The organism is Paracoccus sp. (in: a-proteobacteria) (assembly GCF_030604785.1).
Taxonomy (GTDB): domain Bacteria; phylum Pseudomonadota; class Alphaproteobacteria; order Rhodobacterales; family Rhodobacteraceae; genus Paracoccus.
In genome coordinates, this window is record NZ_JAUVVF010000005.1 from 81,992 (window position 1) to 98,133 (window position 16,142).

The 16,142-nt window shown below is 67.8% G+C and carries 20 protein-coding genes and 1 pseudogene; 8 read left to right on the plus strand and 13 right to left on the minus strand.

Annotated elements, in window-relative coordinates; translation table 11 throughout:
- Positions 1-10 precede the first annotated feature (10 nt).
- Positions 11-229: a YdcH family protein gene (locus tag QAR72_RS03195; RefSeq protein ID WP_219829970.1), complete on the minus strand. Its 219-nt coding sequence runs from the start codon at positions 227-229 to the stop codon at positions 11-13.
- 191 nt (positions 230-420) lie between these two features.
- Between QAR72_RS03195 and QAR72_RS03200 the strand changes: the two genes are divergently transcribed.
- Together QAR72_RS03200 and QAR72_RS03205 are read left to right on the plus strand one after the other, a co-directional pair.
- Positions 421-831, plus strand: coding sequence for an Hsp20 family protein (locus QAR72_RS03200; RefSeq protein WP_304615916.1), 411 nt, complete (start codon positions 421-423; stop codon positions 829-831).
- A gap of 10 nt (positions 832-841) precedes the next feature.
- The gene (locus tag QAR72_RS03205) at positions 842-1,069 is read left to right on the plus strand and encodes a DUF1150 family protein (protein WP_304615917.1); all 228 of its coding nucleotides are present in this window, start codon (positions 842-844) and stop codon (positions 1,067-1,069) included.
- Here the strand turns inward: QAR72_RS03205 and QAR72_RS03210 are convergent.
- Both QAR72_RS03210 and QAR72_RS03215 read right to left on the minus strand, forming a co-directional pair.
- Positions 1,056-1,880: a TolB family protein gene (locus QAR72_RS03210; protein ID WP_304615918.1), complete on the minus strand. Its 825-nt coding sequence runs from the start codon at positions 1,878-1,880 to the stop codon at positions 1,056-1,058. The genes QAR72_RS03205 and QAR72_RS03210 overlap by 14 nt on opposite strands.
- Before the next feature lie 64 nt (positions 1,881-1,944).
- Positions 1,945-3,654, minus strand: coding sequence for a bifunctional sulfate adenylyltransferase/adenylylsulfate kinase (locus QAR72_RS03215; RefSeq protein WP_304615919.1), 1,710 nt, complete (start codon positions 3,652-3,654; stop codon positions 1,945-1,947).
- A 212-nt stretch (positions 3,655-3,866) separates the two neighbouring features.
- Here QAR72_RS03215 and QAR72_RS03220 point away from each other — a divergent pair, with 212 nt between their 5' ends.
- Positions 3,867-4,454, plus strand: a complete 588-nt coding sequence (locus tag QAR72_RS03220; protein ID WP_304615920.1) for a hypothetical protein — start codon at positions 3,867-3,869, stop codon at positions 4,452-4,454.
- 7 nt (positions 4,455-4,461) lie between these two features.
- Here the strand turns inward: QAR72_RS03220 and QAR72_RS03225 are convergent, their stop codons facing one another.
- Together QAR72_RS03225 and trxB are read right to left on the minus strand one after the other, a co-directional pair.
- Positions 4,462-5,100, minus strand: coding sequence for a 2OG-Fe(II) oxygenase (locus QAR72_RS03225; protein WP_304615921.1), 639 nt, complete (start codon positions 5,098-5,100; stop codon positions 4,462-4,464).
- Positions 5,101-5,165: 65 nt separating this feature from the next.
- A complete protein-coding gene (trxB, locus tag QAR72_RS03230; RefSeq protein ID WP_442953540.1) occupies positions 5,166-6,134 on the minus strand; it encodes a thioredoxin-disulfide reductase in 969 nt (322 codons plus the stop codon).
- Between the two features lie 161 nt (positions 6,135-6,295).
- Here trxB and QAR72_RS03235 point away from each other — a divergent pair, with 161 nt between their 5' ends.
- On the plus strand, positions 6,296-6,796 hold the full coding sequence (locus QAR72_RS03235) for an Lrp/AsnC family transcriptional regulator (protein WP_304615923.1): 501 nt from the start codon (positions 6,296-6,298) through the stop codon (positions 6,794-6,796).
- Between the two features lie 172 nt (positions 6,797-6,968).
- Here QAR72_RS03235 and pgeF read toward each other — a convergent pair whose 3' ends face one another.
- The 3 genes from pgeF to lgt are packed head-to-tail and all read right to left on the minus strand — an operon-like array spanning position 6,969 to position 9,665.
- Complete coding sequence (gene pgeF / locus QAR72_RS03240) at positions 6,969-7,733, minus strand: peptidoglycan editing factor PgeF (protein WP_304615924.1); 765 nt, start codon at positions 7,731-7,733, stop codon at positions 6,969-6,971.
- On the minus strand, positions 7,717-8,778 hold the full coding sequence (locus tag QAR72_RS03245) for a class I SAM-dependent methyltransferase (RefSeq protein ID WP_304615925.1): 1,062 nt from the start codon (positions 8,776-8,778) through the stop codon (positions 7,717-7,719). The genes pgeF and QAR72_RS03245 overlap by 17 nt, the downstream gene beginning before the upstream one ends.
- Entirely contained in the window at positions 8,775-9,665 is an 891-nt protein-coding gene (gene lgt, locus QAR72_RS03250) for a prolipoprotein diacylglyceryl transferase (protein WP_304615926.1), read from the minus strand. Before lgt ends, QAR72_RS03245 begins: the two co-directional genes overlap by 4 nt.
- Positions 9,666-9,803: 138 nt before the next feature.
- On the opposite strand from lgt, the gene QAR72_RS03255 reads away from it, so the two are divergent.
- Positions 9,804-10,064: an accessory factor UbiK family protein gene (locus tag QAR72_RS03255; RefSeq protein ID WP_304615927.1), complete on the plus strand. Its 261-nt coding sequence runs from the start codon at positions 9,804-9,806 to the stop codon at positions 10,062-10,064.
- Here QAR72_RS03255 and QAR72_RS03260 read toward each other — a convergent pair.
- Complete coding sequence (locus QAR72_RS03260; protein WP_304615928.1) at positions 10,052-10,378, minus strand: DUF6476 family protein; 327 nt, start codon at positions 10,376-10,378, stop codon at positions 10,052-10,054. The two genes, QAR72_RS03255 and QAR72_RS03260, sit on opposite strands and share 13 nt — an antisense overlap.
- Here QAR72_RS03260 and QAR72_RS03265 point away from each other — a divergent pair.
- The 3 genes from QAR72_RS03265 (at position 10,377) to QAR72_RS03275 (ending at position 13,584) form a co-directional block, all read left to right on the plus strand.
- Complete coding sequence (locus tag QAR72_RS03265; protein WP_304615929.1) at positions 10,377-11,405, plus strand: RluA family pseudouridine synthase; 1,029 nt, start codon at positions 10,377-10,379, stop codon at positions 11,403-11,405. The genes QAR72_RS03260 and QAR72_RS03265 overlap by 2 nt on opposite strands.
- A gap of 151 nt (positions 11,406-11,556) precedes the next feature.
- Positions 11,557-12,468, plus strand: coding sequence for an RNA polymerase sigma factor RpoH (gene rpoH, locus QAR72_RS03270; protein ID WP_304615930.1), 912 nt, complete (start codon positions 11,557-11,559; stop codon positions 12,466-12,468).
- Positions 12,469-12,558: 90 nt separating this feature from the next.
- Positions 12,559-13,584 carry a hypothetical protein gene (locus tag QAR72_RS03275; protein WP_304615931.1) on the plus strand — a complete coding sequence of 342 codons (1,026 nt, stop codon included), beginning with the start codon at positions 12,559-12,561 and terminating at the stop codon, positions 13,582-13,584.
- Here QAR72_RS03275 and QAR72_RS03280 read toward each other — a convergent pair.
- The 4 genes and pseudogenes from QAR72_RS03280 to rplU all read right to left on the minus strand — a co-directional run.
- The gene (locus QAR72_RS03280; RefSeq protein ID WP_304615961.1) at positions 13,581-14,579 is read right to left on the minus strand and encodes an LLM class flavin-dependent oxidoreductase; all 999 of its coding nucleotides are present in this window, start codon (positions 14,577-14,579) and stop codon (positions 13,581-13,583) included. The two genes, QAR72_RS03275 and QAR72_RS03280, sit on opposite strands and share 4 nt — an antisense overlap.
- A 150-nt stretch (positions 14,580-14,729) precedes the next feature.
- Positions 14,730-15,284, minus strand: a complete 555-nt coding sequence (locus QAR72_RS03285; protein WP_304615932.1) for a GNAT family N-acetyltransferase — start codon at positions 15,282-15,284, stop codon at positions 14,730-14,732.
- Positions 15,285-15,420: 136 nt separating this feature from the next.
- On the minus strand, positions 15,421-15,693 hold the full coding sequence (rpmA, locus tag QAR72_RS03290; protein ID WP_304615933.1) for a 50S ribosomal protein L27: 273 nt from the start codon (positions 15,691-15,693) through the stop codon (positions 15,421-15,423).
- A gap of 21 nt (positions 15,694-15,714) precedes the next feature.
- A pseudogene (gene rplU / locus QAR72_RS03295) lies at positions 15,715-16,074 on the minus strand (50S ribosomal protein L21); the annotation flags it as partial.
- Positions 16,075-16,142: the final 68 nt, after the last annotated feature.

Genomic DNA, 16,142 nt, shown 5'->3' on the forward strand with positions numbered 1-16,142 from the left:
CCGGTCGCAATCAGGCGATGATGTCGGGCGTGATCTCGTCCTCGAGCCGGGCGATCCGGTCCTTCAGCGCCAGCTTCTGCTTTTTCAGCCGCTGCAGCGCCAGCGACGATGTCAGCTGTTGTTCCTGCAAGGCCGCGATCGCCTGATCGAGGTCACGATGCTCGCAGCGCAGCGCCTCGAGACGGGCGCGCAGGATATCCTCGTGGCTCATCGAATGCTGCATGTTCATCGAAAACGTCTCTGCAAGGGGAAACCTCTGGCTCCACTATAGCGCGACATTGCGCCGCTGTTAATGGAAACCGACATTTCCGCGAACTAGGCGGGCATCTTGCAAATCCCTGACAGGATTTCCATATCCTGCGGACGGGGCCGCCGCTTCGGGGCCCCTGGATGCACAGTCGCTTTGACGAGAGGGCTGAGATGACGAAGATGTCGCTGGGGTCGCACCCTTATCTTCTGGGTTTCGACCAGCTGGAACGCATGGTCGAGCGCGCCGCCAAGGGCGCCGAGGGTTATCCGCCCTACAATATCGAGCATATCGCCCCGGACGGGTTCCGCATCACCCTGGCCGTGGCCGGCTTTTCCGAGGCCGAGCTGAGCGTCACCACCGAGGATCGTCAACTGGTCATCCGTGGCCGCAATGCCGAGACCGACGACAAGCGCGTCTATCTGCATCGCGGCATCGCCGCCCGCGCCTTTCAGCGCAGCTTCGTGCTGGCCGAGGGGGTCGAGGTCACCGGCGCCTCGATGGAAAACGGCCTTCTACATGTCGAGCTTCGACGCACCCAACCGGAACAAGTGGTTCAGACCATTCCGATCAGCCGCAAATAAGGGGATCACGATGGACAACAAGATCGCATTCACCGCCAACCGTCTTTCCAACACGGTCTATATCCGCAAGATCGCGACCGAGACCCTGCCGCAGGAAATCCGTAGCCAACTTCCCGGCGTGGACGCCATGTATGCCGTCCATGACACGGATGGCGAAAGGCTGGCCCTCGTGCAGCAGCGCAGCCTCGCCTTCATGCTGGCGCGCCAGAACGAATTGACGCCGGTCAGCGTCCACTAGCCTCGGGCGCATAGCGCATGAAGGCAAAGGCCCGCCCGTCGGGCGCCCAGCAGGGCACGTTGATGCTGCCCTGACCGCCGAACAGGCTGACGACACGGCGCCGGTTCCCCCCGTCCGGCGCCATTAGCCACAGCGCCACGTCCAGATCGCGGGGATGGCCCTCGGTGCCGGGCGGATAGGCCAGGTAAAGCACATGCCTCCCGCAGGGCGAGGGATGGGGAAACCAGTTCACACCATCATCGCGGAAGACCGGGGCCGCCTCGCTGCCATCGGCGCGCATCCGCCAGATCTGGGCATGGCCCGTCTCGTCCGAATTGAACCAGATGAAGCCGCCACAGGCCGAAAAATCCGGCCCGTCATGATGCGCCATGCCCGGCGTCAGCACGGTCTCGCGCCCCGTTTCCATGTCCAGAATTCCGATCCGCACCACCCGGTCGCTGCCCCTGACGCAGGCATAGGTCAGCCGCGCCCCATGCGCCCCGTGCCACCAGCTGGGGCGCGGCAGGCCCAGCGGCGTGGTGCGGCCGTTCTCCAGCAGATGGATCCCCGCGCCGCTGCCGTCATGCGAGGACAGCACGATCCGGCCATCGGGCAGAAAGCCGTGATCGTTGTTGCAGCGTTCGTCCAGATCCATCGGGATCGGCTCCAGCCCCGACGCATCCGCGCGCCACAGCCGCCCCTCGCCATTGACCAGGAACCACCCGTCGGGGTGCCAGTTCGGCGCCTCGATCAGGCGCGGCGTGCGCAGGATCACCCGGCAGGTGCCGCTGGCCAGATCATAGACCTCAAGCGATGAACGCCAACCCGCCATCCCGTCCCCCCTGATGCGGAACGGCCCCGCCGGGGCGGGGCCGTCGTTCATTTCAGCCGGCCGGTCACTCCAGACCGATCAGACCCATGCTCTCCAGCTTCAGCAGCACCTGATGCGCGGCGCCGTCCACATCGATATTGCTGGTGTCGATCCGCAGTTCGGGATTCGCCGGTTCCTCGTAAGGGTCCGAGATGCCGGTGAATTCCTTGATCTTGCCCTCGCGCGCCAGCTTGTAGAGGCCCTTGCGGTCACGGCGCTCGCATTCCTCGATCGGGGTGGCCACATGCACCTCGACAAAGGCGCCGCCGGCCTCGACCATCTCGCGCACGGCGCGGCGCGTCGCGGTATAGGGCGCGATGGGCGCGCAGATCGCGATGCCGCCATTCTTGGTGATCTCGGACGCGACATAGCCGATGCGCTTGATGTTGATGTCGCGATGCTCTTTCGAGAAGCCCAGCTCGCTCGACAGATGCTTGCGGACCACGTCGCCATCCAGCAACGACACGGGCCGGCCGCCCATCTCCATCAGCTTGACCATCAGCGCGTTGGCGACGGTGGACTTGCCCGAACCCGACAGGCCGGTGAAGAACACCGTGAAGCCCTGCTTGGCGCGCGGAGGCGAGGTGCGGCGCAGCTGCGTCACGACCTCGGGGAAGCTGAACCATTCGGGGATGTCCAGCCCCTCGCGCAGGCGGCGGCGCAGTTCGGTGCCGCTGATATCCAGCACGGTGCAGCCCTCGGGAACCTCGTTGGCGGGATAATATTGCGCCTTTTCCTGCACATAGACCATGTGCTTGAAATCGACCATCTCGACGCCGATCTCGTCCTGGTGCTGCTTGAACAGCTCCTGCGCGTCATAAGGGCCGTAGAAATCGACGCCCGCGCTGTTCTTGCCGGGGCCGGCATGGTCGCGGCCGACGATGAAATGCGTGGCGCCGTGGTTCTTGCGGATCAGGCCATGCCAGACCGCCTCGCGCGGGCCGGCCATGCGCATCGCCAGGTTCAGAAGCGACAGCGTCGTGGTCGCGGCCGGATACTTGTCCAGCACCGCCTCGTAGCAGCGCACGCGGGTGAAATGGTCCACGTCGCCGGGCTTGGTCATGCCGACGACCGGGTGGATCATCAGGTTGGCCTGCGCCTCGCGGGCGGCGCGGAAGGTCAGCTCCTGATGGGCGCGGTGCAGCGGGTTGCGGGTCTGGAAGACCACGACGCGCTGCCAGTTCAGCTTCTTGAACATCGCGCGCAATTCGTTCGGCGTGTTGCGGCGGGCGCGGAAATCGTAATGCGTCGGCGCCTGCAGACCCTTGATCGGGCCGCCCAGATAGACCGGACCCGCGACATTGTGCAGGTAGTTCACGGCCGGATGGGCCAGATCGTCGGCGCCGAAGACCTTCTCGGCCTCGCGCGCCTTGTTCGGCACCCATTTGTCGGTGACGGACATGATCGCCAGGATCACGCCCTCCTGGTCGCGCAGGGCGATGTCGGTGCCCGGCTCAAGCCCTTCGGCGAATTTCTCGCTGACATCCAGCGTGATCGGCATCGGCCACAACGCGCCCGATTCGAGACGCATGTTCTCGACCACGCCGTCGTAATCGGCCTCGGTCAGAAAACCCTTCAGCGGGTTGAAGCCGCCATTCATCAGCAGCTCCAGATCGCAGATCTGGCGCGCGGTCAGGTCCCAGCTGGGCATCGCGCCCGCCTCGTCCTTCAGCGCAAGGGCGGCATCGGCCGAGACGAAAAGCTCGGGGATCGGCAAGTGGTTCGGATTGGTCATCTCTTCGACTCGGATATTGCCACGGAAAACAGCGATTGCGCGCCACCCCACGGGCCGACACGCGTCGGAATCGCTCTAGCGCGGTCGAAAGCGATATTCAACCTTGGGAAAACGCCTCGAGCCGACCTGTGGCCGCAAAGCGTCATGGCCTTGCAGGAACTTCGCCCCGTCTGGGCCGTTGATGGACAACCCACCGAAAAAGGAGGCACGCCATGACCCGTGACGCCCAACCCCACGAAGCCGCCAGCCCCGCCGAACTGCGCGCCCTGTCGCGTGACGAACAGGAACTGGCCGACATGGCGCGCAACCCGGTGCTGGCCGGGCTGAGCGACCGCGAGCTTGGCGACCTGATCTCGCGCCTGCGCGAGCGCCGCAACCGCGCCCGCGACATCGGCGACCGCCAGGGCCGCGAGGCGCGCGGCAAGCAGGCCCCCGCCGGTGCGACCATCGCCAGCAGCAATCACGGCACGATCAGCAAGCACGATTTCCTGTCCGAGGCGCTGGACCGCGCGATGGACGAACGCGAGCGCCGCGGCGGAGAGCATGGCGATCCCGTCACCGAGGGCGCCCATGGCGAGGAAAGCCAGGCCGAACTGACCCGCAAGGCGCAGGCCATGGCGAACGAGGGCCGCCGCGACAGCGCGATGAAAGAGGACGGCGCGCCGCTGCACCCCTCGGACCCCGATGCCAGCGACGGCAAGGCCGGCATGGCCGCGACCGAACGCAACACCGCTCCGTCGGGCGCGCTGGATCACGCGGGGAACCTGCCCTCGCGCGAACGCTCGCGCACGCGCTACTGATCCGGGCCTATCCCGCACCGGCCGCCTCGGCGGCCTGATGCCGCCGCCGGATCTCGGCGGCGGCGTCGTCATAGAGAAATGGCAGGAACGCATAGCGCCGCCCGCGCGTGACCGGATCGACCTGATGCAGCAGGCTGCACGAAAAGACGATCCCCGCGCCGGGCGGCGCCCTGAACCGCTCGTCCGAGAATTCCGGAAAGCTCAGCGCGCCCCCCTCGAAATCGCCGCCCAGATTGACCGACAGCGCAAAGCGCCGATGCGCGGTGCCCGGCGTCGTGTTGTCGCGATGGGCGCGGAAATGCCCGCCCTCGGCCGCGTCGTAGCAGGCGACCAGATAACGCTCCATCCGCGTGACGGGGAAATGATGGCAGGCGCGGATCGCCGGCACCACGCGCGCGACGATGCGCGACTGGATCGTGGCGATCATCGCCGGATCGCTCACCACATGGTCGCGCCGCACCTTGTGCGCCGGATCGTGGCGCCCCACCGTGCGCCCGTCCTCGACCACCATGAAGCCCGACATCTCGCCCCCCGCCGCGTCATAGGCGGCGATCAGCGCGGCGCACAGGGCGGGCTCGAACAGATCGGGCAGGATCAGGACCGGAGCCCTGACCCCCAGGCGATGGGGCGTTGCGGCATTCGTCATCCCCGCATTCTAGGCGCCTGAACGCCCGGATCCCAAGCCCCAAACGCGGACGAGTTTAACGATCCTCAGACCGTCGCCACCACGCCCTGCGGCGCGGGCTCGACCTCGCCCAGGGCCGCCAGGTAATGCTCGGCATCCAGCGCGGCCATGCAGCCCATCCCGGCGCTGGTCACGGCCTGACGATAGACATGGTCGGTCAGGTCGCCCGCCGCAAAGACACCCGGGATCGAGGTGCGCGTGCTGCCCGGCTCGACCTTCACATAGCCGCCATTGTGCAGTTCCAGCTGGTCCTTGACCAATTCGCTGGCCGGGGCATGGCCGATCGCCACGAAGACCCCGTCGGCGGCCAGCGTCCGCGTGCTGCCATCGACCGTCGAGCGCAGCACCGCCCCGGTGACGCCCATCGGGCTGTCGACCCCCGTCACCTCGGTCAGTTCGTGGTTCCAGATGACCTCGACCTGCGGATGCTTGAACAGCCGCGCCTGCAGGATCTTCTCGGCGCGCAGGCTATCGCGGCGATGGACCAGCGTCACCTTGCTGGCGAACTTGGTCAGGAAAAGCGCCTCCTCGACGGCGGTGTTGCCGCCTCCGATCACCACCACTTCGCGGTTGCGATAGAAGAAGCCGTCGCAGGTCGCGCAGGCGCTGACGCCGAAGCCCTTGAACTTCTCCTCCGAGGGCAGGCCCAGCCAGCGTGCCTGCGCGCCGGTGGCCAGGATCACCGCATCCGCCGTGACCACGCGCCCGCTGTCGCATTCCGCGACAAAGGGGCGCCGGCCCAGATCCAGCTTCGTGACCATGTCGGTCACGATATCGGCACCCATCGCGCGGGCATGGGCTTCCATCTTGACCATCAGTTCGGGGCCCTGGATCTCGACCTCGCCGGGCCAGTTCTCGACCTCGGTGGTGATCGTCAGCTGCCCGCCGGGCTGCATGCCCTGGATCAGCATGGGGTTCAGCATGGCCCGCGCGGCATAGACCGCCGCCGTGTAGCCCGCAGGCCCAGACCCCACGATCAGAAGTTTGACATGCATAGCGTCACTCATCTTGCGCCCCGTTTCCCGTTTGTGCATCAGGTAGCCCCTTACGGCCCGGACTTCAACGGACCGCCCGGCGGCGAAAGAATATTGCGCGCAAGGGGGGCTCATTGTAGCGTTCGGCCACGCCCAGAACGAACAGAACGAAAGAGCCCGGAATGGCTGGCGCCCGCCTTGACGACATCGACCGCAAGATTCTGGCCGAATTGCAGGCCGATGGCCGCATGACCAATGTGGAACTGGCGCGGCGGGTCGGCATCTCGGCCCCGCCCTGCCTGCGCCGCGTCCGCACGCTGGAGGAACTGGGCTATATCCGCGGCTATCACGCCCGTATCGACGCCCGCGAACTGGGGCTCGAGGTGCAGGTCTTCGCGATGGTGCGCCTGGCCTCGCAATCGGAACGCGACCTGGCCGCCTTCGAATCGCTCGTGAAGGATTGGCCGATGGTCCGCGAATGCCACATGCTGAACGGAGAGATCGACTTCATCCTGAAATGCATCTCGCCCGACCTGTCCAGCTTCCAGCGCTTCCTGACCGAGGCGCTGACCGCCGCGCCGAACGTGGCCAGCGTCAAGACCTCGCTGGTGATCCGCGCCGCCAAGACGGAACCCGCCGTCCCCTTCGAGGTCGTGGAGGAACGCGCCCGCGAAGCCGGCTGAGGCCGACAGCCCGCAACAGCGTTCGCAAGCGGTGCACGTCCGGTGCACGCCCCGTGCCCCTGCCGTGCACGCACCGTGCGGCACTTTTTCCGGCAATTGCTGGCATTTTCCGCCCCGGCCTGCGCCAGCCCGTTGCGCGGTGCCGCCATGCAACGCCCGCAGGCGTTGCGCGTCACAGGGCGATGGCGCTGATCAGGCGGCCGTAATCGGCCTGCCCCTCATGCGTGGCGCGGCGATAGCTGAAGAAGCGGTCGGGATCGGCATAGGTGCAATGGCGCGACCATTCCGCCTCGACCCCGGCCTCGCGCAGGCGCTTCAGGCCGAAGCCCGGCAGGTCAAAATGCGGGCTTCCCTTGGGGCCGCCGCTGAAGAAACGTTCCGATTCAGGGTCTTCGGCCAGGAACTCGTCCATGAACGCGTCGCCCACCTCGTAATTGCGCTGGCTGATCGTGGGGCCGATCACCGCGCGGATTTCGGTCGCGCCCAGATCGCGCATCGCCGCGACCGTCGCCTCGATCACGCCCGCCAATGCGCCGCGCCAGCCCGCATGGCAGGCCCCCACCACGCCCGCCGCCGGATCGGCCAGCAGGATCGGCTGGCAATCGGCGGTCAGCACCGCGATGGCCACGTCGCGCCGCGCCGTGACCAGACCGTCCGCGTTGATTTCCTTGACACTTTCCAGATCGTCGTCCGGCGCCAGCGTCACCACATCGGCGGAATGAACCTGCTTCACCGTGGCCAGACAGGCGGGCTCGACCCCCATCGCCACGGCCACGCGGGCGCGGTTGACCTGGACCATGTCGCTCTGATCGCTGGATCTCCGCCCGCAATTCAGCCCCGAGAACAGCCCCGACGAGGCGCCCCCCTTGCGCGTGAAAAAGCCGTGCCGGACCGGCGACAGCAGCGGATGGGTCAGGATCTCAAGCGTCGTCTGCATGACGTGTCAGCGCCTCGAAGCCGGGGACCGGAGGCGCCCCTTTCGGCCAGATTGCAAGGGTCTTGAACAGGTGACCCATTTCACCTTCATGGGTCAAGCGCCGAAGCGCGACCATCGCCCCGGCGTCGCCCGCCTGCGCCAGACGGCGCGCCCGCGCCTCGGCGCCAAGCGCCAGCAGCCAGTCGCCCTGCCGCCCCATCCGCGAGACGACCGCCCCCGCCCGGATCGCGGCAGCGGCAAGAGGGGCAAAGTCGACATGGGCGGTCAGGTCCGCCTCGCCCGGATGGGCCAGCGGATCGTCCGGCGCATGGCCGCGCAGCGCCTGGAACGTGTCGCCGCGCCCGTCCCAGCCGCCGTAATCGACCAGGATCGCCGCCCCCCCATGGCGCGCGATATGGCGGGCGATGGCCTCGATCGCGGCGACGGCGGCGGGGCAATCCTCGACGATCTCGCCGGCGTGGCCCCTGCGCGGCAGGTCGACCACCGGCCCCAGCCCCATCGCCAGACGGCCGTCGGCGTCCAGCCCGACCATGCGTTCGCGCCAGCCTTCGCCGGTCATCTGGAACTGCCGGATCGGCAATGCGTCCAGAAATTCGTTCGCCATCAGGAACAAGGGCTTGGACGGCAGATCCTCGATCCGGTCAAGATGCAGGACCGGCCCCAGACGGTCGCGCTGGACCTGCCGCAGATGGGGCGAGGCCTCGACAAGCGCGATCTGCGCGGCCTCGGTCATGCCCGGAGCCACGCGGATCGCGCGGCGCATATCGGCCATCAGCGTGCCCCGCCCCGGCCCCGGCTCGGCCAGCAGACAGGGCGCGGGGCTGCCCTGATCCATCCAGGCCTGCGCCAAGGCAAGGCCGCAAAGCTCTCCGTAAAGCTGGTGGATTTCGGGCGCGGTGGTGAAATCGCCCGCAGCGCCAAAGGGATCGCGCGTGGCGTAATAGCCGTGGCGGCTGTCCAGCAGGCAGATCTGCATATAATCGGCCAGCGTGATCGGCCCGGTGGCGCGGATGCGCGCGGCGATGATCCCGGCCAGAGGCGTCATGCGCCCGGGCTGCCCACCGGCGCGCGGCGCCGCGCCTGCCAGATCAGCGCCAGCCCGATCAGGACCATCGGCAGCGACAGGACCTGCCCCATCGTCAGTCCGATCACCGGCCCGCCGATCACATGGCCAAGCGGGTTGTCGGGCGTGATGAACTGCGCGTCGGCCACGCGGAAGATCTCGACGAACATGCGCGCCAGGCCGTAGCCCGCCAGGAACACCCCGAAGGCCAGCCCCGGACGGCGCAGCCCGCCCGCGCGGACCAGCAGCAGCAGGATCAGACCCAGCAGCAGCCCCTCGAGGCCCGCCTCGTAAAGCTGGCTGGGATGGCGCGCGCAGGGTCCGATGATGCCGGGGCAGTCCTGCGCGGCGGGGCCGGGGAAGATCACGCCCCAGGGCAGGTCGGTCGGGCGGCCCCACAGTTCGGCATTGATGAAATTCGCCACCCGGCCGAAGAAGATGCCGATCGGCGCCACGACCGCCATCGCATCCGCCAGGGGCAGGATCGGCACCCCGTTCCGCCGCGCCCACAGCCAGGATGCGACGATCACCCCGGCAAAGCCGCCGTGAAAGCTCATCCCGCCCTGCCAGACCATCGGGATCTGCGCGGGATTGGCCAGGTAATAGGCGGGGTCGTAGAACAGCACGAAGCCCAGCCTGCCGCCGACGATGACCCCAAGGATCACCCAGGTCAGCAGGTCGTCCACCCTCTCGGGCGCGCAGGGCGCCCGCCCGCCCCAGATCGCCGGGCGGCGCATCATCGACACGATCAGCCGCCAGCCCAGGATCAGGCCGACGATATAGGCCAGCGCATACCAGCGCAGCGACAGCGACAGCCCGCCAAGGTTCAGCGTGAAGATCTCGGGGGATATCTGCGGAAAGGGGATCATGGGGCCTCGGGCTGGATTCTGGCGCGCACGCTATCGGCCGGACAAGCGGTGTCAACCGCAAGGCGTCCGCGAAAGCCGCATTGAACCGCGCCCCTGCCCGGACCATATAGAGGGCAAGTTCAGGATACGAGGCCAGCCATGACGACGCAGAACCGCTTTTTCGACGACATCTCGAAGCTGATGACCAATGCCATGGGCGTGGCGCAGGGCGCCCGGTCCGAAGCCGAGACCGCCATGAAGGGCTGGATCGACCGCTGGCTGGCCGAGCGCGATTTCGTCACCCGCGAGGAATTCGAGGCCGTGCGCGAAATGGCGATCAAGGCCCGCACCGAGAATGCCGAGCTGAAGGCCCGGCTGGACGCGCTGGAAAAGCCTGCGACGCCCGCTCAGGGCGCCTGATCGATCGGGGTGCGGCCGTGCAGTTCGCCTGCGCGGTCGTAAAGCAGGACCTCGCCCGTCTCGGTCACGACCACCAGCCAGTCGCGGGCAAAGGTGACGGCGGCCGGGCTTGCGCCCTCGGGCAATTGCACGCTGTCGGGCAGTTCCGGCAGGCCGGGCTGGGCCGGCTGGCCCAGACGCAGCCACAACAGCGCCACGACCGCGACCATCCCCAGCCCCATCACCAGCGCCAGCCCGGTCACCAGCGTCTTGAGAAAGCGCAGTTCGGGAACCGCTTTCGCCTCGGCCTTCCAGTCGCTATCGTCCCGTCCCATGTCCATCCTTGTCGTCACGATCCCCGAGAACCCGCCCGAACGGCTTGATAAGGCGCTTGCGCTGGCTGTGCCAGAGGAAGCCGCCCTGTCGCGGTCGCGTCTGGCCCGCCTGATCATCGAGGGCGCCGTCACCGGCCCGTCGGGACCGGCCCGCGACGTCAAGGCGCGCGTGGCGGGCGGCGAGGAATACCGCATCGCCCTGACCGCCCCTGCCGAGGTCGAGACCCGCCCCGAGGCGATCCCGCTGAGCATCGCGCATGAGGACGATGACCTGATCGTGATCGACAAGCCTGCGGGGATGGTGGTCCATCCCGCGCCGGGCAGCCCCTCGGGCACGCTGGTCAACGCGCTGCTGGCCCATTGCGGCGAATCGCTGTCGGGGATCGGCGGCGAAAGACGGCCGGGCATCGTCCACCGGATCGACAAGGACACGTCCGGCCTGCTGGTCGTGGCCAAATCCGACCGCGCCCATCACGGCCTTGCCGCGCAGTTCGAGGCGCACAGCGCGCGCCGCCTGTATCTGGCGCTGGCCCATGGCGTGATCGACCCTACCGATCCGCGCCTGCGCGGCACGCGCGGTGTCAGTTTCGAACCCGGCCATGTCCTGCGCATCGCCACCCATTTGGACCGCCACCCGACCGATCGCCAGAAACAGGCGGTCCATTTCGACAAGGGCCGCCACGCCATCACCCGCGCCCGGCTGATCGAGGCTTTTGGCCATCCGCCCTCGGCCATGCTGGTCGAATGCCGGCTGGAAACCGGGCGGACGCACCAGATCCGGGTGCATATGGCCCATGCCGGACTGGGGCTGATCGGCGATCCGGTCTATGGCGGGGCGCGCAAGGCCTCGGTCAGGGCGCTTGGTCCTGCGGCGGATGCGGTCTCGGCCTTCCCGCGCCAGGCGCTTCACGCCGCGCATCTGGGCTTTGTGCATCCGGTCACGGGGCAGGACATGGCCTTCGACAGCCCGCTGCCGCAGGACATGGCCGATCTTCTGGCCGCGCTGCGCGGGCAGCCCTCTGAGTGACGGCTTGACGTGCCGCCTTGACGTGAACGTGAGCCGATTTCGGATTACAAACCTGTCGAAATCACTCAATCTATCCCTGACCCGTCCCGGCCGATCGGGGAACCGATGCGTGTCCGGCGGCGTTTTTCTCGATCCTTGAAAGGCCCGAACGATGGCAAGTTACAGCAACCTTCCGGCGCCCAGCCCAGAACAGGGGCTGAACCGCTATCTGCAAGAGATCCGCAAATTCCCCCTCCTGCAACCCGAGGAGGAGTATATGCTGGCGAAAGCCTGGGCCGATCATCAGGACAGCGAGGCCGCGCATCGTCTGGTGACCAGCCACCTGCGTCTGGCCGCCAAAATCGCGATGGGCTATCGCGGCTACGGCCTGCCCCAGGCCGAAGTCATCTCCGAGGCGAATGTCGGCCTGATGCAGGCGGTCAAGCGCTTCGACCCGGAAAAGGGCTTCCGTCTGGCCACCTATGCGATGTGGTGGATCCGCGCCTCGATCCAGGAATACATCCTGCGATCTTGGTCGCTGGTGAAGATGGGCACGACAAGCGCGCAGAAGAAGCTGTTCTTCAACCTGCGCAAGGCCAAGTCGCGCATCGGCGCGCTGGAGGATGGCGACCTGCGCCCCGAAAACGTCGCCCAGATCGCCCATGACCTGAACGTCACCGAACAGGAAGTGATCGAGATGAACCGCCGCCTGTCGGGCGGCGATGCCTCGCTGAACGCGACGGTGGGGTCGGGCGACGGCGAATCGGCTGCGCAATGGCAGGACTGGCTGGAGGACGAGGATGCCGATCAGGCCAGCGCCTATGCCGAATCCGAGGAACTGGATGCCCGCCGCCAGATGCTCATCGCAGCGATGGATGCGTTGAACGAACGCGAGCGCGACATCCTGATGGAACGCCGCCTGCGCGACGAGCCGATGACGCTGGAGGACCTGTCCACCCGCTACGGCGTGTCGCGCGAGCGGATCCGCCAGATCGAGGTGCGCGCCTTCGAGAAACTTCAGGACCGGATGCGCGGCCTCGCCCGCGAAAAGGGCATGCGGATCGCCGAGGCCGACACGGTCTGACCGACAAGGCACCAGGTCGGGCACGGGGGTGCGATTGACGCCCCCGGACCCTGCGCTATGGTCTGGAGAAGGCAGGGCAGATCCGGACCGATGACAGCGCTGAAACAGTTTCAACGGCTTGAGGCGCAAGGCGCCTGGCGCGAGACGCCCGATGCCCGATTGCGCGAGGTGATCGTCTCGGTCGGCGAGGCGACGCTGACCCTGTCCGATCCCAAATCCGACCGCCCGCTGACCCATTGGTCGCTGCCGGCGGTGGCCCGGCTCAACCCCGGCCAGACACCCGCGATCTACACCCCCACCCATGACACACCCGACGAGATCGTCGAGATCGACGACCCGCTGATGATCGACGCGATCGAGCGGGTGCAGGAGGCGATCGCCGCCCATCGCGCCCATCCGGGGCGACTTCGCGGTGCGCTGACGCTGCTGGCGGCGACAGTGATGGTCGCGGGGGCGGTCTTCTGGCTGCCCGATGCGCTGATCCGCCACGCCGCCAACATCGCGCCGCCCGCGCAGGCCCGCCAGATCGGACTGGCCGTGCTGGCCGATATGGAGCGCAGCGGCGGCGCGGTCTGCACCCGCGCCTCGGGTCAGGCCGTGCTGGACTGGCTGGCGCCGCGCCTTGTCGGCTCCGAGGCCGTGATCAAGGTGATCCCGGGCCCCCTGAACGGCGCAAGGCGGCTGCCGGGCGGGGTCTATGCTTTAGGGGGCGACCTGCTGCTGGCCGCGCCCGCACCCGAAGGGCCGGCCGCTCATCTGGTCGCCGCCTCGCTGGCCGAGACCGAGACCCAGATCCGTCTGGCCGCCCTGCGCCATGCGGGACTTGGTGCGGTGCTGCGGCTCTGGACGCTCGGCGCGCTGCCGCGCGAGGCGATGGAGGGCTATGGCGAGACGCTTCTGTCCCAGCCCCTGCCCCGCCCGGAAACCGCGCCGCTCCTGTCGGCGCTGGCCGATCGGGGCCTGCCTTCGGAACCCTATGCGCTCAGCATCGATCCCACCGGCGCCTCGGTCCTGCCCCTGATCGAGGGCGACCCGCTGCGCCGCGGCGACATTGCCCCGGCGGACCTGCTGACCGATCCGCAATGGATCGCGCTGCAGCAGATCTGCGCGGGCTAGGCGGCCTGCGCAGCGGGCATCTCCGACAGGATCCCGGCCGCGATCTCGAAACTGCGCAGCCGTGCCGCGTGGTCGTGGATCTGCCCGGTCAGGATGATCTCGTCGGGACTGTGCCGCGCGATCAGATCGGCCAGCTGCTGCCTGACCGAGCCCGGATCCCCCACCGCGCTGATCCGCAGTGCGCGATCCACGGCCTGACGCATCCCGGCGCCTATGGCAGCATCGATATCGTCGACCGGCCGGGGCAGCTTGCCGGGCTGCCCGCTGCGAAGCCGGGCAAAGGCCAGCTGCATCGTGGTCCGCAACCGCTCGGCCTCGGCCTGCGTCGGGGCGGCGAAGACGTTGATCGCCATGATGGCTTGGGGGCGCTCGGCATGGCGCGAAGGCCGGAATTGCGCGCGATAGACCGCCAGCGCGCGCTCCAGATCGTCGGGCGCGAAATGGCTGGCAAAGGCATAGGGCAGGCCCAGATGCGCGGCCAGCTGCGCCCCGAAGAGGCTGCTGCCCAGGATCCAGACGGGCACATGCGTTCCCTCGCCCGGCAGGGCGCGCACCGCCGCCCCGGGCCGCTCATCCCCCAGATACGAGATCAGCTCGACCACATCCTGCGGAAAGCTGTCGGCCATCGGATCGCGGCGCAAGGCGCGGATCACCGCCCCGTCCCCGCCCGGCGCACGACCCAGACCCAGATCGATGCGCCCCGGAAAGATCGTCGCCAGCGTGCCGAAGGCCTCTGCCACGGTCAGCGGCGCATGATTGGGCAGCATGATCCCGCCCGCACCCACCCGCATGCGCTCGGTCGCCTGCGCGACCTGCCCGATCAGCACGGCGGTCGCGGCCGAGGCGATGCCCGGCATGTTGTGATGCTCGGCCAGCCAGAAGCGGCGATAGCCCCAGCTCTCGGCATGGCGCGCCAGATCGACGCTGTTCAGGATCGCCTGCCGCGCATCCTGCCCCTCGGGCACCGGCGACAGATCCAGAAGCGAATAGGGAATGTGCTCACTCATCCCCGAAAGCTAAGCCGCCCGCGCCCGGATTCAATCCCCACCCGCGCATTTGCCTTGGTGCAAATATCCTCGGGGGTGAATTGCCCGGCACGGGCAAGAGGGGGCGCGAGAGCCCCCTGCCATCGGCCCGCAGGCCCGTCAGCCCATCTTGCGCAGATAGGTCCAGGTCGGCACGCGGGCATTGCGCGCGACCGACCAGCTTTCGGCATCGCCCAGATAGACGAAGCCGCAATTGGTCAGCACCCGGGCCGAGCCGGGATTGTCCTGAAACGCCTCGGCGAAAAGCGTGCGCGAGCCATGCGGGTTGGCCGCGACCAGCCCCGCGACGGCCTCGGTCGCGAAGCCCGTATTCCAGAAGCCGGCACCGACCCAGAAGCCCAGCTCGGACTGGTCGCCCTCCATCCGGGTCAGCGACACGACGCCCAACAGCTCGGCCAGCTGGCTGTGCGAGCCGTCGATGGCCCAGACATCCTCGCGCCGGTCGGCGGCCAAGGCGCGGGCCACGAAACCCTCGGCTGCGCCGGGGGGCAGCGGATGGGGGATGGCGCGCGTGCCCTCGGCCACGCGGCGATCGGCGGTGTAATGGGCGATCAGCCCGGCATCGGACACGCGCAGCGGCCGCAGCAGCAGCCGCTCGGTCTCGATCGTGATCTGGTCGGTGGCGCCAAGCGCCAGCGCGTTGAGGTCGTCCAAAGCTGTCCCCTCCCTCAAGGGTGCAGACATCACCATGTTTCCTCCTCCGGAAACGGTCATGAAACAGAACGTTTAAATGGCCGGGGGGACCGGCTTCCGCCGATCCCCCCTCTAGCAGCGAATTGTTACGCTCGGGTTACTCGGCGGCGTCGAGGGCTGCGGGCATCACCGAAATGAAGGTGCGACCCTTCAGGCCCTTGCGGAAGGTCACCTGGCCATCGGTCAGCGCGAACAGGGTGTGATCCTTGCCCATGCCGACATTGACGCCCGGCCACATCTTGGTGCCGCGCTGACGAACGATGATGTTGCCGGCGACAGCTTCCTGCCCGCCATAGAGTTTCACGCCAAGACGGCGGCCAGCCGAATCGCGACCGTTGCGGGACGAACCGCCTGCTTTCTTATGTGCCATGGGTCAGTCTCCTTACGCTTCGACGGTGGCTTTGGTGGAAGCACCGATTGCGGCCTTCACGCCGGTCTTGTCGGCGCCGGTTTCCAGCACGTCGGTCACGCGCAGCAGGGTCAGCTGCTGGCGATGGCCGCGGGTGCGCTGCGAGCTGTGCTTGCGGCGGCGCTTGACATAGGTGATCACCTTGTCGGCCTTGATCTGGTCGATCACTTCGGCCTGCACGCAGGCACCGTCGACCAGAGGCGCGCCAAGGGTCGAGCCGACCATCAGCACTTCGTTGAACTGGACTTTCTCGCCAGCGGCGGCGGCCAGCTTCTCGACACGCAGGACATCGCCCGCCTGAACCTTGTATTGCTTGCCGCCTGTCTTCAGAACCGCGAACATCGCTTCACTTCCCTTTCCTGCCGCGTCCTGCGGCCCTGCCGGTTTCGTGGCGCCTGGCGCCCCTCACC